Origin of the sequence: Pseudomonas sp. 34 E 7, assembly GCF_900005715.1 — a bacterium.
GTDB classification, from domain to species: domain Bacteria; phylum Pseudomonadota; class Gammaproteobacteria; order Pseudomonadales; family Pseudomonadaceae; genus Aquipseudomonas; species Aquipseudomonas orientalis_A.
Window position 1 is genome coordinate 188,990 of sequence record NZ_CVTX01000185.1, and the last position, 20,094, is coordinate 209,083.

Here is a 20,094-nt window from a genome sequence, read left to right on the forward strand (position 1 = left end):
GCTTCCCTCCCACATTGTGAGCTTGGTATTCATCCAAATTAAGTGCACATGAACGTGGTTGGACGAAGAAGCCCGCCATCTATGTAGAGTCGATGGCAGGAGGTAGCAGAGAGATTATTCTATTTTAAATCCAGGCTTGCCATTAGCCACACGCCACTGTTTAACTTCTTCTACAATGCCCGCCGGGCTGTCTTCTCTGTCAGCTCTTGGATAGTAGACGAGATCTGATCCGTCAGGATGTTCTGTAAGGCGCGTGAACTCTAATAGCATTTCGTCATCTTCTTCCTCAGTACGAGCACTCGCGTCACAAAGGGAAATTACGAATTCTAAAAATTCGGTTTCTGTGTACTCGGAAATTGAAGTTTTCATCCTAATCACCTTTGCCATGAATTTGTTTGTGGAGTTTTGGAGTGACTATGTAGATGTTGTCTATGTCGAAAACTTCTCCGCCTTTGGAGATGAATATCTTATGGTGGAGCTCGAATTTACCAGATTTTCCTGCATGCTCAAGTTTGCTCGTATATGGGGCTTTGCCGTTAAGTATTCTTAGTAGGTTTTGACGGTTGAACTGATTCGCCAGTTCCGAGTCGTTCGCAATCGATTTCCAGAAGGCTTCGCGAAACGCTCTGAAATTTTTAAATTCCTGGCCTCTTAAGTTATCGGCAATTTGCGATGGTATAGGGGCACCTTCACCTTGTGAGGCCGCTCCTAGCCAAGAACCCGTTACAGCTTGCCCGCCACCTGTCACAATTCCGGGATCTTCCCGCCGATCCCTGAACATTATGTAGAGCGGAGGTAGTCCTGAATCTATAGGGAAGACTGTTATGAAGTCATCAAAGCTCGCCTCACTGACTCCTGGAAACGAATCAATTCTGCCTTCAACCGGAGTGACCGTAGCACCAATATAAATGGACGGCTCAGACTGATTAGCGGGCAGTGTTGTTGAGCTATTCCCAGGGACGACGACAGGTGTCCAGATCAAGAATTTTGGTGGAGCGTCACCCGTAGTAACGGTGTACACCTTCTGCGCTGGATCATAGGTCGCAGCAACCACCTTGACCTTGGAAGGCACGCTTGTACCGTCGGCGTTGACCACGAATACTTGTGAGCGCCCATCCGCAGCCGTCTTCGAGCTCATGCGAACCGGAAGGTCAATTGTGCCGTTGACTGCCGAGGTTATCGTTGACTCGTTAAGGTCTGCTACGAAGGTTGAGACCGGTGTGCCAAGCGCATAACGCTCTGGAAGCTCTCCATTCGCGAGTTTTGGGGAATAGATCAGAGCTGAAACACCTACCATTAAGCCACTGGAGGTACTGGCAACCAACTCCGTCAATGCGGCCACGGCTGCACGAATGGCGGCTTGCAGCGTGACAGTAATCCCTTCCGCTGTAGCGATAGTCCCAACTGAGGTCATGACTACCGCTTGAGTCGCAGAAGCGGGGCCCGACAGGCGATAGGTATTGGCTACTCGTACCGCTTCAATACGCGCCTGCGCCGTTGCTACCTGCTGCGCACGTTCTGCGAGGTCACTGATTGCATTGGAGGCATTGGCCAGATACCTCGCGGACTCTGACTTGAGCACAAAATCATGATGACTGAGCCATTTCACGCCAAGCGTGGTGTTCTGCTGCAGATAAATAAGTTGTTTCAGCCCTTCAAGCTCAGGTTTGCTCAATGGCGGTGTAACCAGTGGGTTGGCTGCGGCGTAGTAAATGATCAACCCGTTCTGGTTTATGGCTAACGGTGGATCAATAGGTTTGATCGCAGCCATCGTTTCTTCGATCATTTTGTCCAGCGTGGTTTTGTAAAGCATGAGGGTTTGGTCGGGTGTCAATCCAACGACCGAACCGGCAAGAGAAGCGAGTTCCACCTGCAGGTATTCCGGCAGCAACTGCACGTGAATGTCCAATTCATCTGCAATGGTCTTCAGATACTCAATGTGTAAATTCGTCCAGGCGGGATCATGTTCGGCTAAGTGGGTCTCCAGCGCTTGCCTGGTCTTTGCCAGCCCTGAAAGTTTTTTAGTCAGAATATCTATGGAGAGCGAGAGAGCCTTGAGTTCCTGTGCGGCCCTCCATACGTTGTCGTAAAGTGCGTACGCGCCGCCCAGATTTGTTATCGGGTCAGAAGAGGCAAGTGTTTCACGTAGCTTTGTATAGGTTAGGTTTTCCATCAGGTAAAAAGGGCTTTGATCATAGAGCCCATAAATGAGTGGTGCAGTACGTGTGTATTTGGTTTTTTTTGCGTCGATTATTTCAAATGTGATTTTTTGATCGATAATGGCTGAGGCACTTTCTGTGAGTGGCTGTGAAAGTTTCGCTGCTTGCTGTTTTTCTGCGAGTTCGCGTTCAGTTTCAGCGGCGAGCGTCGCAAACCGTGCACTGTACTCTGCGTCAATCAAGGATTGGTTGTACTTTTGCTCTCCAATGAAATCGGCGGTGGTGCTAGGGAAGTCAAAATGCTTGAAGCGGCTACGGTCTCCTTCGCCTCGACGTGGCCCCTCTTGAAGGCCCCACCCATCTCCACTTCCTACGTAGCCTCCACCTTCACCACCCCAATAAGTATTTCGTCTCCCGGCGGTAATTATTGTCGGTTTGAGTTGTAACGGTTGTCCTGGCTGCCACCCTTGTTGTGCCATGGGGTCTCTCCGTCCGTATGTAAGCGTGATCGGGTTCGAAAGTTTGTTCGTCCTGAAGAAAAATCTCAGTTGCTTTGATCAAACTTATTTGAGAGGGGCGGAATTAAAAACTGATGGCGTTTTGGTTTGACTTGATGTCTGTAGGAGGCTTTGTAAGACGGTTCTGAAACTGGTGTGTTTGTATTCCTGTATGTTTGCAGTTCAAGTCTTAGGATAATTTTGAAAGAAACCTAATTGTTTGTTTTTGTTGAAGTGGGCTGGTTTGTGGTCTTCCAAGCAGTCCCTAATTTTGATTTTCAGAATATTTATATAAACAGATGAACGGTCAGTTTTGGCTAGTAGTTTTGGCTAGTAGTAGTGCTGGTTTTCTAACGCGGGGTATCGCCAACCCGTGGGAGGGGGCTCTTCATCGGTCTTGGGATTGTGTACAAACCTCTGCCTTTTCGGCCGGGTGGACTGCCGTTTCCAGGCGTTTGCCGTTATACTCGCCGGCTTTCAAAAGTTCGCCAACGAGTGCTGCCCGCCATGGAAATCAACCCGATCCTTAACACCATCAAGGACCTGTCCGAGCGCTCCGAAACTATTCGGGGGTATCTTTGACTACGATCAAAAGCATGAGCGTCTGACCGAAGTCAATCGCGAGCTTGAAGATCCGAGTGTCTGGAACAAACCTGAGTACGCCCAGGAACTGGGGCGCGAGCGCGCTGCGCTGGCGCAGATCGTCGACACGCTCGACGAACTGAACACCGGCCTGGCCGACTGCCGTGACCTGCTGGACATGGCCGTCGAGGAAGATGACGAAAGCGCCGTGGGCGATGTTGTCGCCGAGCTGGCCCGTCTCGAGGAAAACCTCGCCAAGCTTGAATTTCGTCGCATGTTCAGCCACGAAATGGACCCGAACAACGCCTACCTGGATATCCAGGCCGGTTCCGGCGGCACCGAGGCCCAGGACTGGGCCAACATCCTGCTGCGCATGTACCTGCGCTGGGCCGACAAGCGCGGTTTCGACGCGACCATCATGGAGCTGTCCGCCGGTGAAGTGGCCGGTATCAAGGGCGCGACCGTGCACATCAAGGGTGAATACGCCTTTGGCTGGTTGCGTACCGAGATCGGCGTGCACCGCCTGGTGCGCAAGAGCCCGTTCGACTCCGGCAACCGTCGCCATACGTCCTTCTCGGCGGTGTTCGTCTCCCCGGAGATCGACGACAAGGTGGAAATCGAGATCAACCCGGCCGACCTGCGCATCGACACCTACCGTTCCTCCGGTGCCGGTGGCCAGCACGTAAACACCACCGACTCGGCCGTGCGTATCACCCACGTACCGACCAACACCGTGGTCAGCTGCCAGAACGAGCGCTCCCAGCACGCCAACAAGGACACCGCCATGAAAATGCTGCGGGCCAAGTTGTACGAGCAGGAAATGCAGAAGCGCAACGCCGCGTCCCAGGCGCTGGAAGACACCAAGTCGGACATCGGCTGGGGGCACCAGATCCGTTCCTACGTGCTCGATGCGTCGCGGATCAAGGATTTGCGCACCAACATCGAGCGCAGCGACTGCGACAAGGTGCTCGACGGCGATATCGACGAATACCTGGAAGCCAGCCTGAAATCGGGGCTGTAAAGATTGTAGGCGATCCCCGGCCACTGGCCGGGGACAACGAACCTGATGGAAAATTTAAGACATGAGCGACCAACAACTCGACCCGCAAGCCCTGCAACAGGAAGAAAACTCCCTGATCGCCCTGCGCAAGGAAAAGCTTGCTGCCGAGCGCGCCAAGGGTAACGCCTTCCCCAACGACTTCCGCCGCGACAACTACTGCGATGCCCTGCAGAAAGAGTACGCGGACAAGACCAAGGAAGAGCTGGCAGAAGCGGCGATCCCGGTCAAGGTGGCGGGTCGCATCATGCTCAACCGTGGCTCGTTCATGGTGATCCAGGACATGACCGGGCGCATCCAGGTCTACGTCAACCGCAAGACCCTTTCCGAAGAAACCCTGGCCTCGGTGAAAACCTGGGACATGGGCGACATCATCGCCGCCGAGGGCACCCTGGCCCGTTCCGGCAAGGGCGACCTGTATGTCGAGATGACCAGCGTGCGCCTGCTGACCAAGTCCCTGCGCCCGCTGCCGGACAAGCACCACGGCCTGACCGACACCGAGCAGCGCTACCGCCAGCGCTACGTTGACCTGATCGTCAACGAAGACGTGCGCCAGACCTTCCGCGTGCGTTCGCAGGTCATCGCCCACATCCGCAGCTTCCTGGCCCAGCGTGACTTCCTGGAAGTGGAAACGCCGATGCTGCAGACCATCCCCGGTGGCGCCGCAGCCAAGCCGTTCGAAACCCACCACAATGCGCTGGACCTGCCAATGTTCCTGCGGATCGCGCCGGAGCTGTACCTCAAGCGCCTGGTGGTCGGCGGCTTCGAGAAGGTGTTCGAGATCAACCGCAACTTCCGTAACGAAGGCGTCTCGACTCGGCACAACCCTGAATTCACCATGTTGGAGTTCTACCAGGCCTACGCCGACTACGAAGACAACATGGACCTGACCGAAGAACTGTTCCGTGAACTGGCGCAGCTGGTGCTGGGCAGCACTGACGTGCCTTATGGCGACAAAGTGTTCCACTTCGGCGAGCCGTTCGTGCGTCTGTCGGTGTTCGACTCGATCCTCAAGTACAACCCTGAGCTGACCGCTGACGACCTGAACGACATCGACAAGGCTCGCACCATCGCCAAGAAGGCCGGCGCCAAAGTGCTGGGCTTCGAAGGCCTGGGCAAGTTGCAGGTGATGATTTTCGAAGAGTTGGTGGAGCACAAGCTGGAACAGCCGCACTTCATTACCCAGTACCCGTTCGAAGTGTCGCCGCTGGCGCGTCGTAACGACGACAACCCGAACGTTACCGACCGTTTCGAATTGTTCATTGGCGGCCGTGAAATCGCCAACGCCTATTCCGAGCTTAACGACGCGGAAGATCAGGCCGAGCGCTTCATGGCCCAGGTGGCCGACAAGGACGCCGGTGATGACGAAGCCATGCACTACGATGCCGACTTCGTAAGGGCCCTGGAATACGGCATGCCGCCCACCGCCGGTGAAGGTATCGGCATCGACCGGCTGGTGATGCTGTTGACCAACTCGCCGTCGATCCGCGATGTGATCTTGTTCCCGCACATGCGGCCACAAGCGTAACCGTAGCGAAATCCGAAGCCGCCTTTTATAAGGCGGCTTTTTTATGTGGCGTAAATTCGCGTCAAACAAATAGCGCCAGGTTTTGTTGATCGGTTGCTCGTTCCCACGCTCTGCGTGGGAATGCATCCTGTGACGCTGCGCGTCACACTTAGAAGAGGGAAATGTGGTGAACCGCGTAATGGCTCAAGAAGGCGCCGCCGGCGTTGCCGCTGCCGTGGCCGATAGCGTCCAGTACCAAGGCCGCAAGGCCAGCCGCCGGGGCAGTGAACAGCGCCGGCAGGACATTCTCGATGCGGCCATGCGCATCGTGGTACGCGATGGCGTACGTGCCGTGCGGCACCGGGCCGTGGCGGCGGAGGCCGGCGTGCCGTTGTCGGCCACCACTTACTACTTCAAGGATATCGATGACCTGCTCACCGACACCTTCGCCCAATACGTCGAACGCAGCGCCGCGTTCATGGGCAAGCTGTGGGTGCGCAACGAAGGCCTGCTGCGCGAGATGGTCGCTTACGGCGACGGCAGTCCGGCGTCGCGCTCGCAGTTGGCCGATGACATTGCGCGGCTGACCGCCGACTATGTGCAGCGCCAGTTGATCAACCGTCGCGAATACCTGATGGCCGAGCAGGCCTTCCGCCAGGAAGCCTTGCTCAATCCGCGCCTTGCCGAACTGGTACGCTCCCACCAACAGATCCTGCTGCAAGGCACCGGGCAGTTTTTCCAGGTCTTGGGCTCCCGCGAGCCGCAGCAGGATGCCAAGGTGTTGACGGCGATTATCAGTCGGATGGAATATCAGGGCCTGTTGGGCGGCGCAGAGCCGCTGACCGGTGAAGAAATGCTGGAGATACTCAAGCGTTACATGCACCTGGTATTGGCTTCAGTCTGATACCAGAAAGGCCACGTTCAAAGAGGAAGCACCGGGTGGACGATTACCAGCAGACGATACGCAGCTTGTCCGATCGCATTGTGCTGGCGCAAACACCGATCCGCGTCCTCGACGCGGTGAAGTGGGACGAGAACATTCGCCAGGGCTTTCTCAAGGCCAAGGGCAAGGCCATGCCCGCCGTGGATCGCGATTACTACCTGAACCGGCCGTTGTCGTTCGATTCCAGCGCGGTCAAGCTGGAGTTCCAGAACATCGAGCGCGACATTACCCGCCGTCTCGGCCAGTTCAGCCCGGTGGGGCAGATCATGCGCCGCATGTGCCGGGAGTACCGCATGGTCGTGCGGATGCTCGAAGCCCGTGGCACCGAGGACTTCGGCCTGATTTCCCAGGAACTCTACGGCGCCGCTTCCGACGCCTTCCACGCCGGCGACCCGACGCTGGCGGACCTGGGGTTGATGCTTTCGGACTACCTGAACAACATCGATGGCCGGGGCGACCTCAAGGACGAAGCCAAGACCCTGACCGCCAAGGATGCGGTGAGCCTGCTGCAGACCCGCTTGAACAAGGTATTCGGCGAGGCCGAGGAGACCATTCGCGTATTCGAGTCCGATGGCATCGTCGCCGACGCAGCCGCGGGCGCCGACTACATCAAGATCCGCGCCGACGCGATGTTCAACGACCGTGACGTGCGCGCCCTGGAAGTGCACGAAGGCCTGGTGCATGTGGGCACCACCCTCAATGGCCAGAACCAGCCGATCTGCACGTTCCTGTCCAAGGGGCCACCCTCGTCCACCGTGACCCAGGAAGGCCTGGCGATCCTGATGGAGATCATCACGTTTGCCTCCTACCCCAGCCGGCTGCGCAAACTGACCAACCGCACCCGCGCCATCCATATGGTGGAGGAGGGCGCCGACTTCCTGCAGGTGTTCGAGTTCTTCCGCGAGCAGGGCTTTGAAATGGCGGAAAGCTACGGCAACGCCAGTCGGGTGTTCCGTGGCTCGGTACCGACCGGTCTGCCGTTCACCAAGGATTTGTCCTACCTCAAGGGCTTTATCATGGTCTACAACTACATCCAGCTGGCCGTGCGCAAGGGCAAGCTGGAACAGGTGCCGTTGCTGTTCTGCGGCAAGACCACCCTCGAAGATATGCGCACCTTGCGTCAACTGGTCGACGAAGGCCTGGTCGTGCCGCCCAAGTACCTGCCCGAACAGTTTCGCGACATGAACGCACTGGCGGCCTGGATGTGCTTTTCCAACTTCCTCAACCATTTGAGCCTGGACCGGATCGAGGCGGACTATTCCAATATCCTTTGACCGGACGTCGACTCACCTGGGATCTCCCACGTCCGCCCATTTCATCTCACTCACGAGGCTCAACGGATGAGAATCCTCGGCATTCTGTGCCTGCTACTCACATTGAACGGCTGCAGCTCCCTGCTGTTCTACCCCGAGCCCGGCCTGCCGTTCACGCCGGAAAAAGCCCACCTGGCGTATCGCGACGTCACCCTCACCACTGCCGACGGCGTGAAACTGCACGCCTGGTGGCTGCCGGCCAAGCCTGGCGTGCCCCTCAAAGGCACGGTGCTGCACCTGCACGGCAACGGCGGCAACCTGGCGTGGCATCTGGGCGGCAGTTGGTGGTTGCCGGAGCAGGGCTACCAGGTGCTGTTGCTCGACTATCGCGGTTATGGGCTTTCGCAAGGCAAGCCGTCACTGCCGGCTATCTACCAGGACGTGGACGCAGCCTTCAGTTGGCTGGATCAGGCGCCCGAAGCCCAGGGGCAGCCGTTGGTCGTGCTTGGCCAAAGCCTGGGCGGCGCATTGGCGGTGCATTATCTGGCGGCTCACCCCGAGCGCCAGTCCCGGCTCAAGGCCCTGGTATTGGACGGTGTGCCCGCCAGTTATCGTGACGTGGGACAATTTGCCCTGAGCACATCCTGGTTAACATGGCCGTTTCAGGTCCCTCTGTCCTGGCTGGTACCTGACGCCGACAGCGCGATCAACGCCATGCCCCAGCTCAAGGGCGTTCCCAAACTGCTGTTTCACAGCCTGGATGATCCGATCGTGCCCGTGTCCAACGGCATACGCCTGTACCAAGCGGCGCCGCCGCCCAGGGTGCTGCAGCTGACGCGGGGCGGGCATGTGCAGACGTTTGCCGACAAGACCTGGCAAACCGTCATGTTGCGTTACCTGGATGACCCGCAGCATTTCAACGGCCTGCGGCGTCTGGGCGAAATACCGAATTACCCCCTTTCCAAGGTTGACCCATCAGAGAGCCCGCAATGAGTGAAGAGCGCAACATGATCCCGCTGATTCTCACAGGGATCGGCACCATCATCGGTACGGTCGGTTGTTTGTGGTACTACGGCTACCTGCACTTCGCCAAGCCGGAAGATGCGCTGCTGCTCAGTGAATTCACGATGCTCAAGACCGTGCCGGGGGAGGATTACAAAGTCTCACTGACCCCCGCCGCTCAAGTGGCGCAGTGTGTGGACGGTGTGCTGGTGATGTTCGATACCGACCAGAAAGGCCTGAGCGGCGTACTGGTGAACAACAAGAAACAGGCAGTGCGTTGCATCGGGCAAGAAACTCCACAACTGCAACAGTGAATTCTGCCTCCCAGCCGTGGGAAACCACCCTAGTCTTTACAGACTATTGATTTCACGCATGTCAGCCACTCGACAGGCCGGAACCATCCTGACTCACCCACCACTGATTATTCACTGATTGGCAAGGCTGATCGGTCCCTTAATTCATAGGTTGGAGTTAGCATTTATGGCAGGAATCAACGGTATCTCGGGCGGCGGGAACATGGGTGGCATGGGTGGCATGGGGGGTGTGGGCGGCGCTGGCAATGGCCAGGGAAGCTCGCAAGGCCTCGACCAGCAGATTAAAGATGTACAAAAGCAGATCCAGGATATTGAAGCCAAAGGTTCTCAAGGCAGCCAGGGAAATAGTGGTGCCGGTGGTGAAGATCCCCTCAAGGAATTGGAGGAGCTGCTGAAGAAGTTGCTCGCGCAGAAGGCGGGCGGTGCGCAGGGCGCTCCAGGTGCCCAGGGCGGTCAAGGTGCCGAAGATGGCCAAAGCGGTGGGCAGAGCGCGGGCCAGGGGCAGGGGCAGATCCAGCAGCCGGACTATCAAGGTTCAGGCCAAATCGGCAACTGATCAAGCCTCATGGAAAAACCGCCTGCAGGGGCTAATGCTGTTCAGTTAAGCGTACATCGCCCTCTGTAGGAGCGAGCTTGCTCGCGAAAAACGTCAACGATAACGCGTGTTTCCTGGTTGAACGCGGCGCCTGTGGTTTTTCGCGAGCAAGCTCGCTCCTACAAAAAGCCTTAACTGAACGGCATTAGCCTGCAGGGGCGGTTTTTTTTCGTGCATCGGATGGCCAGTCGTCGGTCTGGGCAGGAATGCCTGGAACCTTATTTCGTCAGATACCACACAAAGCGTGTCACTCACACGGTTTGAGGCGAGGATGGAATTCAAGATTCCAGTGCTGGAAAATATGCTGATCATGGCAAGGCAGCATGTGGCGATTGAACAGGAAGCTGCTCGCCGCAACAGGCTTGAGAGCCAGGCAGACAAGCAGGCGGGCCCGCAGATTCAAATGCCGGCTGAAGATACCGGTCGAACCGTACAGTTCGACGAGCCGAAAAAAAACCCACCATAAGGTGGGTTTTTTTATGCCGCTTCAATCAATCAGTTAGCAACGGACGAGCGTGGCTTGACTGGCTGGTTGTCGTTGGAAATGGTCACTTCGACGCGACGGTTCATCGCACGGCCGGAGACGCTGCCGTTGTCGGCAACCGGGTATTCCTTGCCGTAACCCTGGGTCACGATGCGCGAAATGTCCACGCCTTGCTGGGCCAGTGCGCGCTGTACGGAAGCGGCGCGGCGCTCGGACAGGCTCTGGTTGTACGAGTCGGAACCGGTGCTGTCGGTGTAGCCTTCGACGATCACTTTACGGTCCGGGTTGTCGCGCAGGAACTGAGCCAGCTTGGTGATGTTGACCAGGCCGCTGGATTTCAGGTCGGACTTGTTGGTGGCAAACAGCACGTCACCGAAAGTCACCAGGGTGCCGCGATCGGTTTGCTTGGCGTTCAAGCTGTTTTGCAGTTGCTTGATCTGCGCGTCACGGGCGTCCAGCAGGGCGCGGGCACGTTCGTCGCCAGCGTTTTTCAGCTTGGCTTCGGACTCACGCAGGGAAATGGTGTCTTTCGCCACTTCTACACGCTGGTTGGTCAGGTAAGCCAGTTGGTCGACTTTCTTCTCGTCTTCCTTGTCGCGGTAGGCCTTGTCTGCCTTGTCCAGCCACTCGCTGGCGTCTTTGGTTTCAAGGGCTGCGAGCTTGGTCGCCTGCGGGTTGGTTTGCAGGGCCGTGAAGTTGGTCCGTGCGTTTTCCAGGTTCGCGTTCGGCGGAGTGGAGCAGGCTGCCAGGGCAACGCTCATCGCCAACAGGGCAGGGATCATCAATTGTTTACGCATAGTCGTGTCGTCCTTTCAATTCGATATCAGGTGCGATGCAATCAAGGGGCAGCGGCTTACTTCTGCTGGATAGCAGCTGGGCGCATGCCTTCCTTACGCAACTCATCAACTGCTTTCTGGGAATCCTTCACCGCTTGCTCGGCCTTGGCAGCCTGGGCCTTACGCTCAGCGACACGAGCATCCCACTCGGCTTGTTCAGCCAACATACGGGCTTTGTCGTAGTTCTTGTCGTGCATGGCGATTTCAGCTTCTTTGAGCTTGTCCTGGGCCGACTTCATTTCCACGGCTGCGAACTCGGTGCCACCGGCGCTGACCGCGCTGTTGACCGCAGACTGGGTCACTGCGTACTGCTCTGTCGGCGGGTTACCGGCGCAACCTGCCAGAACGAAGCTGGTGCCGATTGCCAGCGCGGCCAATTTAAGCCCGCGCAGGTGGTTAAACGAGGATTTGGCAGTGCTGGTCTTCATCGTCTTCAACTCCATTGGGTAGCTCCTGAAAAACATCAAAATCCATCTTGGTGTTCGTTTGCGGGCCCGGCGGTAAAGCACATGACGCCAGTTCAAACGAGCGTTCCAAGTGATGGCTTACTGGCTGTGACCGGAGGCTTTTTTCAAAAGTTCAGCGAAGATGGCGATTTGCCTAAAAAAATATCTGACTGATTGGTCAGCTCTAGAAAATTGGAACTTTCACCACGCACAACGGTACTCCGGGCCGCTGAAAGGCCCGGAATACAGGGGTTAAATTGGGGGGGGTAAAACAGTGATCAGTGCTGCTGTTCGTCATTACCGGCTGACAAATCATGCAGATAGCGGCGTGACAAGGTCAGAAATCGCGGTGTGGGCCCAACGTCTTCGTACAGCGGATCGCCTTCCTCATCGGTGGCAATCACCTGCTGCCCCTGGACGTAGGGAAAGCTGGCTTCCAATTCTTCAAGGGCGGCGCCGATCAGCTCGCCGAGCAGTTCTTCGGCGTGACGCTTGGGGTACATCTCGGCCAGGGCGGCCAGTCTCGCGGCGGCCTCCACATCCAGATGAATGGCGTATTCGGTTTTGGTCAGTTGACCCTTGGCGGTCTCTTCCCAATGCTGGGGCAGGTCTCGAATTTTCATGGCAACCTCAATAATGAGTGTCCAGCCGCCGGTGTGCATAACGCGGCGACCTGATGTTGAGACTAGCGGGAAGCGGCAAGGTTTAAAGTGTCTTGTCAGAAACCTGCGCCGACGGCACTCTGGACCCCCTGCGCGTCCCGGATTTCTGGCTGGAGAGTGGCTGATGAGTGATATCGATGCACGCTTGCGTGAGGATGTTCACCTGCTGGGTGAACTGTTGGGCAACACCATTGCAGAGCAATACGGCGGTGATTTTCTCGACAAGATCGAGCAGATCCGTAAAGGCGCCAAGGCTGACCGGCGCGGCGCGGGCGATGAACTCAGCACGAGCCTGAATCAACTGCAGGAAGACGAACTGCTGCCCGTAGCCCGGGCCTTCAACCAGTTCCTCAACCTGGCCAACATTGCCGAGCAGTACCAGTTGATTCACCGGCGCGATGAGTCGCAACCGGCGCCCTTCGAGTCCCGCGTGTTGCCGGAACTGTTGGCCCGGCTGCAGCGTGAAGGGCACAGCGATGAATCCCTGGCGCGCCAATTGGCGCGGCTGGAAATCGAACTGGTGCTCACCGCCCACCCCACCGAAGTCGCACGTCGCACCCTGATCCAGAAGTACGACGCGATCGCCGCCCAGCTGGCGCTGCAGGATCACCGTGACCTTACCCGCGCCGAACGCGAGCACATCCGTGAACGTTTGCAACGCTTGATCGCCGAGGCCTGGCACACCGAGGAAATCCGTCGCGTGCGGCCTACGCCGGTGGATGAGGCCAAATGGGGCTTTGCCGTCATCGAGCATTCCTTGTGGCAGGCCATCCCGAATTATTTGCGCAAGGCCGACCAGGCCTTGCATGCCGCAACCGGTTTGCGCCTGCCGCTTGAGGCGGCGCCGATTCGATTTGCCTCGTGGATGGGCGGCGACCGTGACGGCAACCCGAACGTCACCGCGCCGGTCACCCGTGAAGTGCTGTTGCTGGCGCGCTGGATGGCGGCGGATTTGTATCTTCGCGATATCGATCAACTCGCCTCCGAGTTGTCCATGCAACAGGCCAGCGCGGCATTGCAGGCCCAGGCGGGAGACAGCGTCGAACCCTACCGTGCGGTGCTCAAGCAGTTGCGCGAACGTCTGCGCGCCACGCGCCAGTGGGCCCATGCCTCGTTGAATGGCACCGCAGCGGCACCGGAGCAGGTGTTGCAGGACAATCGCGACCTGCTCGGTCCGCTGCAACTGTGCTATCAGTCGCTGCATGAGTGCGGCATGGGCGTGATCGCCGATGGCCCGTTGCTCGATTGCCTGCGCCGCGCCGTGACCTTTGGCCTGTTCCTGGTACGCCTGGATGTGCGCCAGGACTCCACTCGCCACGCGTCGGCCATGACTGAAATCACCGACTACCTTGGCCTGGGACGTTATGAGGACTGGGACGAAGAAGCGCGCATCGACTTCCTGAGCAAGGAACTGGACAATCGTCGACCGCTGCTGCCGGGTTACTTCAAGCCGTCGGCAGACACGGCGGAAGTCTTGAACACCTGTCGGGAAATCGCCGCTGCACCGGCCGCATCGCTGGGCTCCTATGTGATTTCCATGGCCGGTGCCGCTTCGGATGTGCTGGCGGTGCAACTGCTGCTCAAAGAGTCCGGCGTGCAACGGCCAATGCGTGTGGTGCCGCTGTTCGAGACCCTGGCCGACCTGGATAACGCCGGGCCGGTGATGGAGCGGTTGTTGCAGCTGCCGGGCTATCGCGCGCGGTTGCAAGGCCCGCAGGAAGTGATGATCGGCTATTCGGACTCGGCCAAGGACGCCGGCACCACCGCCGCCGCCTGGGCTCAGTACCGGGCGCAGGAGCGTTTGGTGGACATCTGCCGTGAGCAGCAAGTGGAGTTGCTGTTGTTCCACGGTCGCGGTGGCACCGTCGGCCGTGGCGGTGGCCCGGCGCATGCGGCGATTCTGTCGCAGCCGCCGGGCTCGGTGGCGGGGCGGTTCCGCACCACCGAACAAGGCGAGATGATCCGCTTCAAGTTCGGCCTGCCGGACATTGCGGAGCAGAACCTCAACCTCTACCTGGCCGCAGTGCTCGAAGCCACGCTGTTGCCACCACCGCCGCCGGAACCGGCCTGGCGTCATTTGATGGACGAATTGGCCGCCGACGGCGTCAGCGCCTACCGCGCGGTGGTGCGGGAAAATCCGCAATTCGTCGAGTATTTCCGCCAGTCCACACCGGAACAGGAGCTGGGCCGTTTGCCGTTGGGCAGCCGCCCGGCCAAGCGGCGTGCCGGCGGTATTGAAAGCCTGCGCGCGATTCCATGGATCTTCGGCTGGACCCAGACCCGCTTGATGCTGCCCGCCTGGCTCGGCTGGGAAGCGGCATTGAGCAAGGCCCTGGAGCGCGGCGAGGGTGAGTTGCTTGGGCAGATGCGCGAACAGTGGCCGTTCTTCCGCACCCGCATCGATATGCTGGAAATGGTGCTGGCCAAGGCCGACGCCGATATCGCCCGGCTCTATGATGAGCGCCTGGTGCAGCCTGACTTGCTGCCATTGGGCGCGCATTTACGCGACCTATTGTCGCAGGCCTGCGAGGTGGTGCTTGGCCTGACCGGCCAGTCGCAACTGTTGGCCCACAGCCCGGACACCCTGGAGTTCATCCGCCTGCGCAACACCTACCTGGACCCCCTGCATCTGTTGCAGGCTGAATTGCTCGCCCGCTCGCGCCAACGCGAAGCGGCGCAGGACAGCCCTCTGGAACAGGCGCTGCTGGTGTCCGTAGCCGGTATTGCCGCAGGTTTGCGCAACACCGGTTGAGGTTTTTCGCGTGTTCTCAACGGCTTGCGAATGAGCTGCGACGACCGCCCGGAAAAGGGCGGTCGTTGTTTGAGGGGCGGGGTTGCGCTCAGGCAAACCCGTTGGCCGACGCACGCCTGGCGCGGGTTTCTCCTACTTTGGGCGGCTTGTGTGGCAAGGGCCCGCTGTGTATCTTGATCAGCCTTTGGCCGTTTGATCGGCCTGGAACCACATTTTTACGAGATTGGCCCCACGCGGCGAATCCGAGCGTCATCTCTATAAAAAATTGAGGAGCACATCGATGCGCGTCATTCTGCTGGGAGCTCCCGGGGCCGGTAAAGGTACTCAGGCAAAGTTCATCACTGAAAAATTCGGCATTCCACAAATCTCCACCGGCGACATGCTGCGCGCGGCCGTCAAGGCCGGCACCGAGCTGGGCCTGATCGCCAAGAGTGTGATGGACAGCGGTGGCCTGGTCTCCGATGACCTGATCATCAACCTGGTCAAGGAACGCATCAGCCAGGAAGACTGCAAGAACGGTTTCCTGTTTGACGGCTTCCCGCGCACCATTCCCCAGGCTGAAGCCCTGGTCAAAGCCGGTGTCGAGTTGGACGCCGTGGTTGAAATCGCCGTCGAGGACGAAGAAATCGTCCAGCGCATTGCCGGTCGTCGCGTGCACGAAGGCTCGGGCCGCGTGTACCACGTCGTCTACAACCCACCGAAGGTTGAAGGCAAGGACGATGTCACCGGTGAAGACCTGGTGCAGCGCAAGGACGATACCGAAGAAACCGTACGTCATCGCCTGTCGGTCTACCATTCCCAGACCAAGCCGCTGGTGGACTTCTACCAGAAGCTCTCCGCTGCCCAGGGCAAGCCGAAGTACAGCCATATCCCTGGCGTCGGCTCCGTGGAGGCGATTACAGCCAAGGTGCTGCAAGCACTGAGCTGATGCGTTGATCGGCTGCATTGACAACGGCCCGCTTGCGGGCCGTTGTTGTTTATACTGGCGCACTTTTTTCGACTTGGACACCCACACCCATGAGCACCCTGCTGGCCCTGGACACCGCGACTGAAGCTTGCTCGGTTGCCTTGCTGCACGATGGCAAAGTAACCAGCCACTACGAGGTGATCCCGCGCCTGCACGCGCAGAAGCTGTTGCCGATGATCAAGCAACTGCTGGAAGACGCCGGCACCAGCCTGGCGGCCGTGGATGCCATCGCTTTCGGCCGTGGCCCTGGCGCGTTTACCGGCGTGCGCATTGCCATTGGCGTGGTGCAGGGCCTGGCGTTTGCGCTGGAGCGTCCGGTGTTGCCGGTGTCCAACCTCGCGGTGCTGGCCCAACGTGCGCTGCGTGAACACGGTACTTCCCAGGTGGCGGCGGCGATCGATGCGCGGATGGATGAAGTGTATTGGGGGTGCTATCGCGAGAGCGCCGGTGAAATGCGCCTGGTGGGCGTTGAGGCCGTGCAGGCACCGGAGTCATCGGTGTTGCCGCAAGATGCCAGCGGCGATTGGTTCGGCGCCGGTACCGGCTGGGGGTATGGCGAGCGGATCGGCGTTCAGTTGGTCGGCCAGGACCCTGCGATGCTGCCCCATGCAGAGGATTTGCTGACCTTGGCGCGCTTTGCATTCGAGCGTGGCGAGGCCATTGCCGCTGATCAGGCGGCGCCGGTGTACTTGCGCGATAAGGTTGCGCAAACCAAGGCGGAACGCGGGATTATTTGACGCCAAAAATGATGGCATTTTGAGGCAAATTTCGCCAATCGTCAGAATTTGCAGCGGTTTTTAAACCTTTTACCAATTATGTGTTCTAGTTATCACCAGAGCATTTTCGCGTTACGGATTGCGCCACTAAAATGCCACTATTGATAGCGAGTTCGCGTCCATGCGTATTGATGGCTTTTCCTCACAGTCGTACCCGATCAAGCGTAAGCCGCGCAAGGCTAACGCGACGGTGGACGATTCCGTCGAGGACTCGCCGGACTTCATCGAAGTCCAGTCCGACGCGCAGGCCGGCACTCAAGCACGCATCAGCGGTCTTCCCGCCCGTCAGCAAGACATGGTCTTCCCCCGCTCCATGAGCAAAAGCGTCGCGACGGCCCTGGCCAGCTACCTGACCACCGCCGGTTTTGTCGAATGGGATATGGAAGTGCTGGGTCTCGATATCCACATCTGATGCGCCTGCCTTACTACATCGGCTGCCCGTCCTGGAGTGAAAACGCCTGGCGCGAGTACCTGTACCCCGCCGATGCACGCGCCAACGATTACCTCGGCCTCTATTCCCAGGTCTTCAACGCCGTTGAAGGCAACACCACTTTTTATGCTCGACCCTCGGCCGCAACCGTGCAGCGCTGGGCTGAAATCATGCCCGATGACTTTCGCTTCACCGCCAAATTCCCGGGTGATATCAGCCATGCCGGTGACTTGCGCGAACAACTGCCGGCGGCGGAAAGCTTTATCGGCTTGATGAGCCCCCTCGGCGAGCGTGTGTCGCCGTTGTGGTTGCAACTGTCGAAAGGCTTTACACCGCAGCGTCTCGGAGAGCTGGCCGGATTCCTCGATGGCATTGATCGTCCCCTGGCGGTTGAGGTGCGTCACGATGAGTTCTTCGCCAAAGGCGAGGCCGAGCGCATGCTCAACCGCTTGTTGCGTGACCGTGGCGTCGAGCGCGTGTGCCTCGATTCGCGCGCACTGTTCAGTTGCACCTCCACCTCGGCGGCCGTCCTGCATGCCCAATCGAAAAAGCCCAGGGTGCCACCGCGCCCGGCGGCGTTGACTCAATGTCCCCAAGTGCGTTTTATCGGGCACCCCGAGCTTGAAGCCAACGATCCGTTCCTGATGCCCTGGGTCGAAAAGATCGCCAGTTGGATCGAAGAGGGGCGCACCCCCTACATGTTCCTGCACACCTCGGACAACTGCCTCGCCGCCCAATTGGCCTTGCGTTTCCATGACCAGTTGATGGCACGTCTGCCGGGGCTTGCACCGCTGCCGACCTTGCATCGAGAACCCGTGGCGGAGCAACTGGGGTTACTCTAGGGCTCTTTTCCCCGCCAGGAGCCCGTCATGGATGCCCAAACCCTTCGCGCCGAAACCTTCCAAGCCCTGCACACACGTGATCGTGCCTTTGTGATGCCCAATCCGTGGGACGCAGGTTCCGCCATCATGCTTGCCAGCCTTGGCTTCGAAGCGTTGGCCACCACCAGCGCTGGCTTTGCGTTCAGCCTGGGGCGGCCGGATGCCGAAGGCGCGCTGTCGCTGGAGGACACCCTGGGCAATGCCGGCAGCATCGTCCGGGCGACTGCGCTGCCGGTCGCCGCCGACTTGGAAAACGGTTTCAGCGACACTCCAGAAGGCTGTGCCCAGACCATTCTGCGAGCCGCCGCCACCGGTATCGTCGGTGGCTCCATCGAAGACGCCACGGGCGTTGCCGCCGACCCTATCTACCCCTTCGACCTGGCCGTCGAGCGCATCGAGGCTGCCGTTGCCGCTGCCCGCAGCCTGGCCTTTCCCTTCACGCTGACAGCTCGCGCAGAAAACCTCCTGCATGGCCGCCTGGATTTGCCCGACACCATTCGCCGCCTGCAAGCCTACGCCGAGGCGGGCGCCGATGTGCTGTATGCGCCGGGCCTGCGCAGTGCCGAAGAGGTGTTGGCGGTGGTCAAGGCCGTCGCGCCCAAGCCGGTGAACGTGTTGATGTCCGGTGGCTTGAACCTCAGCGTCGCGCAGTTGAGTGAGTTGGGCGTGCGGCGCATCAGCGTGGGCTCGGCCCTGGCCCTGGCGGCCTATGGCGAGTTTTATCGGGCGGCGCAGGAGATCTATGGATCGGGCACCTTCACCTTTACCGAGCGCAAGATGCCGTTCGACCAGGCCAATCAATTCTTCAAGGGCTAAGCCGTGCGGTCGATCGGGTGGATGGGCGCGTTGCTGGTGCTCGGCGGCGCTGTTGCGGTGGGCGCATGGCGGGGCTGGGTGCCGGTGCCGAAGGAGTGGAACCCCTGGGCGCCGCTGGATGTACGCGCCAGTCCGAACCTGTTGACGCGCTACAAGCTGGGGCGGTTGCAGGATGATCCGTTGCTGTGCGACCAGGTGCTGAAAACCTCGGGGTTGCGGGTGACCCGCCAGGCGGACTCAGCCCCTGATGCCGCCTGCCCGTTGCGCAACACATTGCGGGTACAGGGCGGGGAGGTGGGCTTGAGCAGCAGTTTTCTGGCCAGTTGCCCGTTGGCCGTAGCCTTTGCGTTGTTCGAGCGGCACAGCCTGCAGCCGGCGGCTCAGGCGATCTATGGCGAGGCGGTGACGCGGGTCGATCACCTGGGCAGTTTTGCCTGTCGCAATATCTACAACCGCGCCGAAGGCCGCCTCAGTCAGCACGCCTCGGCCAATGCCCTGGATATCGCCGGGTTTCGCCTGGCCGATGGACGCCGTATCAGTGTGCTCAAGGATTGGCCGGGCGACGACGCTGACGCACGGTTTCTGCGTCAGGTGCGTGACAGCGCGTGTAACGCGTTCAACGGGGTGTTGAGCCCCGACTACAACGCTGCACACCGTAACCATTTTCATCTGGACATGGGACGCTGGTGGGTGTGTCGCTAAGCGTCAGGCGGCCAGGCGCAGGTTGTTGACGATCAACGGACGCGCCCAGTGGTAGTCGAAATCCAGGGCCTTCTGTTGTTCGACCAGGTCCTGTTCGGTGAACGGGGTCGCGGGCGGTGGCAACAAGTCCAGCTCGAACTCGGCAATCGGCAGATGCAGCGGGCGGGGCTGCGGCGCCGGGCCAGGTTCAGCGACGGGTTGGCCCGCATTCAAGACAATCGGCCGTACCCAGCCGCTTTCGAAATGCTGCTGGCGTTGCTGGGCGATGATGTCTTCGTCAGGGAACGGCGCCGGCGCGGGTGGCAGCAGCTCGGTCTCGAATTCGGCAATCGGCAGGAACAGCGGCTCAGGTGGAGCGACTTCGGTGTCTTTCACGTCACACCCACGCTGGGTGAGGATCTGCGCCAGCAGGTCGGCGCCTTCGCCGGGTTCC

At 59.3% G+C, this 20,094-nt stretch carries 21 protein-coding genes; 15 read left to right on the forward strand and 6 right to left on the reverse strand.

The genetic code is table 11. The annotated features are described in order from the left end of the window. Nucleotides 1-114 precede the first annotated feature (114 nt). Nucleotides 115-369 (reverse strand): bacteriocin immunity protein, encoded by a 255-nt coding sequence (locus BFP96_RS25540; protein ID WP_065891947.1) that lies wholly within the window; start codon nucleotides 367-369, stop codon nucleotides 115-117. 1 nt (nucleotide 370) lies between these two features. Then, nucleotides 371-2,638 carry an S-type pyocin domain-containing protein gene (locus tag BFP96_RS25545; RefSeq protein ID WP_065898181.1) on the reverse strand — a complete coding sequence of 756 codons (2,268 nt, stop codon included), beginning with the start codon at nucleotides 2,636-2,638 and terminating at the stop codon, nucleotides 371-373. A gap of 525 nt (nucleotides 2,639-3,163) precedes the next feature. On the opposite strand from BFP96_RS25545, the gene prfB reads away from it, so the two are divergent. The 8 genes from prfB to BFP96_RS25590 all read left to right on the forward strand — a co-directional run bounded on the left by prfB (nucleotide 3,164) and on the right by BFP96_RS25590 (nucleotide 10,375). Further along, a protein-coding gene (prfB, locus tag BFP96_RS25555; RefSeq protein WP_104501908.1) for a peptide chain release factor 2 occupies nucleotides 3,164-4,259 on the forward strand; the annotation gives its coding sequence in 2 pieces (ribosomal slippage) (nucleotides 3,164-3,235 and nucleotides 3,237-4,259; 1,095 coding nt in all). A 61-nt stretch (nucleotides 4,260-4,320) separates the two neighbouring features. Continuing rightward, nucleotides 4,321-5,823, forward strand: coding sequence for a lysine--tRNA ligase (gene lysS / locus BFP96_RS25560; RefSeq protein WP_065891949.1), 1,503 nt, complete (start codon nucleotides 4,321-4,323; stop codon nucleotides 5,821-5,823). Between the two features lie 166 nt (nucleotides 5,824-5,989). After that, complete coding sequence (locus BFP96_RS25565) at nucleotides 5,990-6,706, forward strand: TetR/AcrR family transcriptional regulator (protein WP_083203333.1); 717 nt, start codon at nucleotides 5,990-5,992, stop codon at nucleotides 6,704-6,706. 35 nt (nucleotides 6,707-6,741) lie between these two features. Further along, entirely contained in the window at nucleotides 6,742-8,019 is a 1,278-nt protein-coding gene (locus BFP96_RS25570; protein ID WP_005785511.1) for a flavohemoglobin expression-modulating QEGLA motif protein, read from the forward strand. 66 nt (nucleotides 8,020-8,085) lie between these two features. Further along, nucleotides 8,086-8,991 carry an alpha/beta hydrolase gene (locus BFP96_RS25575; RefSeq protein WP_065891950.1) on the forward strand — a complete coding sequence of 302 codons (906 nt, stop codon included), beginning with the start codon at nucleotides 8,086-8,088 and terminating at the stop codon, nucleotides 8,989-8,991. Beyond that, entirely contained in the window at nucleotides 8,988-9,314 is a 327-nt protein-coding gene (locus BFP96_RS25580) for a hypothetical protein (protein ID WP_065886054.1), read from the forward strand. The genes BFP96_RS25575 and BFP96_RS25580 overlap by 4 nt, the downstream gene beginning before the upstream one ends. A gap of 166 nt (nucleotides 9,315-9,480) precedes the next feature. After that, entirely contained in the window at nucleotides 9,481-9,870 is a 390-nt protein-coding gene (locus BFP96_RS25585) for a type III secretion protein (RefSeq protein WP_139113448.1), read from the forward strand. Between the two features lie 310 nt (nucleotides 9,871-10,180). After that, nucleotides 10,181-10,375 (forward strand): hypothetical protein, encoded by a 195-nt coding sequence (locus tag BFP96_RS25590; RefSeq protein ID WP_065886055.1) that lies wholly within the window; start codon nucleotides 10,181-10,183, stop codon nucleotides 10,373-10,375. 29 nt (nucleotides 10,376-10,404) lie between these two features. On the opposite strand, the gene BFP96_RS25595 is transcribed toward BFP96_RS25590, so the two are convergent. The 3 genes from BFP96_RS25595 to BFP96_RS25605 form a co-directional block, all read right to left on the reverse strand. Then, the gene (locus BFP96_RS25595) at nucleotides 10,405-11,190 is read right to left on the reverse strand and encodes an OmpA family protein (protein WP_065886056.1); all 786 of its coding nucleotides are present in this window, start codon (nucleotides 11,188-11,190) and stop codon (nucleotides 10,405-10,407) included. A 56-nt stretch (nucleotides 11,191-11,246) separates the two neighbouring features. After that, the gene (locus tag BFP96_RS25600) at nucleotides 11,247-11,672 is read right to left on the reverse strand and encodes a DUF4398 domain-containing protein (RefSeq protein WP_065886057.1); all 426 of its coding nucleotides are present in this window, start codon (nucleotides 11,670-11,672) and stop codon (nucleotides 11,247-11,249) included. A 281-nt stretch (nucleotides 11,673-11,953) separates the two neighbouring features. Further along, nucleotides 11,954-12,298 carry a pilin assembly protein gene (locus BFP96_RS25605; RefSeq protein ID WP_065891951.1) on the reverse strand — a complete coding sequence of 115 codons (345 nt, stop codon included), beginning with the start codon at nucleotides 12,296-12,298 and terminating at the stop codon, nucleotides 11,954-11,956. A 163-nt stretch (nucleotides 12,299-12,461) separates the two neighbouring features. Here BFP96_RS25605 and ppc point away from each other — a divergent pair, with 163 nt between their 5' ends. The 7 genes from ppc to BFP96_RS25640 all read left to right on the forward strand — a co-directional run bounded on the left by ppc (nucleotide 12,462) and on the right by BFP96_RS25640 (nucleotide 19,661). Next, on the forward strand, nucleotides 12,462-15,089 hold the full coding sequence (gene ppc, locus BFP96_RS25610; RefSeq protein WP_065886059.1) for a phosphoenolpyruvate carboxylase: 2,628 nt from the start codon (nucleotides 12,462-12,464) through the stop codon (nucleotides 15,087-15,089). Between the two features lie 280 nt (nucleotides 15,090-15,369). After that, nucleotides 15,370-16,017 carry an adenylate kinase gene (gene adk, locus BFP96_RS25615; RefSeq protein ID WP_003172225.1) on the forward strand — a complete coding sequence of 216 codons (648 nt, stop codon included), beginning with the start codon at nucleotides 15,370-15,372 and terminating at the stop codon, nucleotides 16,015-16,017. An 89-nt stretch (nucleotides 16,018-16,106) separates the two neighbouring features. After that, nucleotides 16,107-16,793, forward strand: coding sequence for a tRNA (adenosine(37)-N6)-threonylcarbamoyltransferase complex dimerization subunit type 1 TsaB (tsaB, locus tag BFP96_RS25620; RefSeq protein ID WP_065891952.1), 687 nt, complete (start codon nucleotides 16,107-16,109; stop codon nucleotides 16,791-16,793). 160 nt (nucleotides 16,794-16,953) lie between these two features. Further along, nucleotides 16,954-17,244: a hypothetical protein gene (locus BFP96_RS25625; protein ID WP_065891953.1), complete on the forward strand. Its 291-nt coding sequence runs from the start codon at nucleotides 16,954-16,956 to the stop codon at nucleotides 17,242-17,244. Beyond that, the gene (locus tag BFP96_RS25630; protein WP_065937246.1) at nucleotides 17,244-18,104 is read left to right on the forward strand and encodes a DUF72 domain-containing protein; all 861 of its coding nucleotides are present in this window, start codon (nucleotides 17,244-17,246) and stop codon (nucleotides 18,102-18,104) included. Before BFP96_RS25625 ends, BFP96_RS25630 begins: the two co-directional genes overlap by 1 nt. Nucleotides 18,105-18,131: 27 nt before the next feature. Continuing rightward, nucleotides 18,132-18,959 (forward strand): isocitrate lyase/PEP mutase family protein, encoded by an 828-nt coding sequence (locus tag BFP96_RS25635; protein ID WP_065937247.1) that lies wholly within the window; start codon nucleotides 18,132-18,134, stop codon nucleotides 18,957-18,959. A gap of 21 nt (nucleotides 18,960-18,980) precedes the next feature. Next, nucleotides 18,981-19,661, forward strand: coding sequence for an extensin-like domain-containing protein (locus BFP96_RS25640; RefSeq protein WP_065937248.1), 681 nt, complete (start codon nucleotides 18,981-18,983; stop codon nucleotides 19,659-19,661). 3 nt (nucleotides 19,662-19,664) lie between these two features. On the opposite strand, the gene BFP96_RS25645 is transcribed toward BFP96_RS25640, so the two are convergent. Continuing rightward, nucleotides 19,665-20,094: energy transducer TonB (locus BFP96_RS25645; protein WP_065937249.1), on the reverse strand; the 430-nt coding region annotated here is incomplete at its 5' end.

Coding starts and splice junctions, on each gene's coding strand:
- BFP96_RS25540 (WP_065891947.1), bottom strand. CDS start 369: ATGAAAACTTCAATTTCCGAGTACACAGAAACCGAATTTTTAGAATTC.
- BFP96_RS25545 (WP_065898181.1), bottom strand. CDS start 2,638: ATGGCACAACAAGGGTGGCAGCCAGGACAACCGTTACAACTCAAACCG.
- lysS (WP_065891949.1), top strand. CDS start 4,321: ATGAGCGACCAACAACTCGACCCGCAAGCCCTGCAACAGGAAGAAAAC.
- BFP96_RS25575 (WP_065891950.1), top strand. CDS start 8,086: ATGAGAATCCTCGGCATTCTGTGCCTGCTACTCACATTGAACGGCTGC.
- BFP96_RS25580 (WP_065886054.1), top strand. CDS start 8,988: ATGAGTGAAGAGCGCAACATGATCCCGCTGATTCTCACAGGGATCGGC.
- BFP96_RS25585 (WP_139113448.1), top strand. CDS start 9,481: ATGGCAGGAATCAACGGTATCTCGGGCGGCGGGAACATGGGTGGCATG.
- BFP96_RS25590 (WP_065886055.1), top strand. CDS start 10,181: ATGGAATTCAAGATTCCAGTGCTGGAAAATATGCTGATCATGGCAAGG.
- BFP96_RS25595 (WP_065886056.1), bottom strand. CDS start 11,190: ATGCGTAAACAATTGATGATCCCTGCCCTGTTGGCGATGAGCGTTGCC.
- BFP96_RS25600 (WP_065886057.1), bottom strand. CDS start 11,672: ATGGAGTTGAAGACGATGAAGACCAGCACTGCCAAATCCTCGTTTAAC.
- BFP96_RS25605 (WP_065891951.1), bottom strand. CDS start 12,298: ATGAAAATTCGAGACCTGCCCCAGCATTGGGAAGAGACCGCCAAGGGT.
- ppc (WP_065886059.1), top strand. CDS start 12,462: ATGAGTGATATCGATGCACGCTTGCGTGAGGATGTTCACCTGCTGGGT.
- adk (WP_003172225.1), top strand. CDS start 15,370: ATGCGCGTCATTCTGCTGGGAGCTCCCGGGGCCGGTAAAGGTACTCAG.
- tsaB (WP_065891952.1), top strand. CDS start 16,107: ATGAGCACCCTGCTGGCCCTGGACACCGCGACTGAAGCTTGCTCGGTT.
- BFP96_RS25625 (WP_065891953.1), top strand. CDS start 16,954: ATGCGTATTGATGGCTTTTCCTCACAGTCGTACCCGATCAAGCGTAAG.
- BFP96_RS25630 (WP_065937246.1), top strand. CDS start 17,244: ATGCGCCTGCCTTACTACATCGGCTGCCCGTCCTGGAGTGAAAACGCC.
- BFP96_RS25635 (WP_065937247.1), top strand. CDS start 18,132: ATGGATGCCCAAACCCTTCGCGCCGAAACCTTCCAAGCCCTGCACACA.
- BFP96_RS25640 (WP_065937248.1), top strand. CDS start 18,981: ATGGGCGCGTTGCTGGTGCTCGGCGGCGCTGTTGCGGTGGGCGCATGG.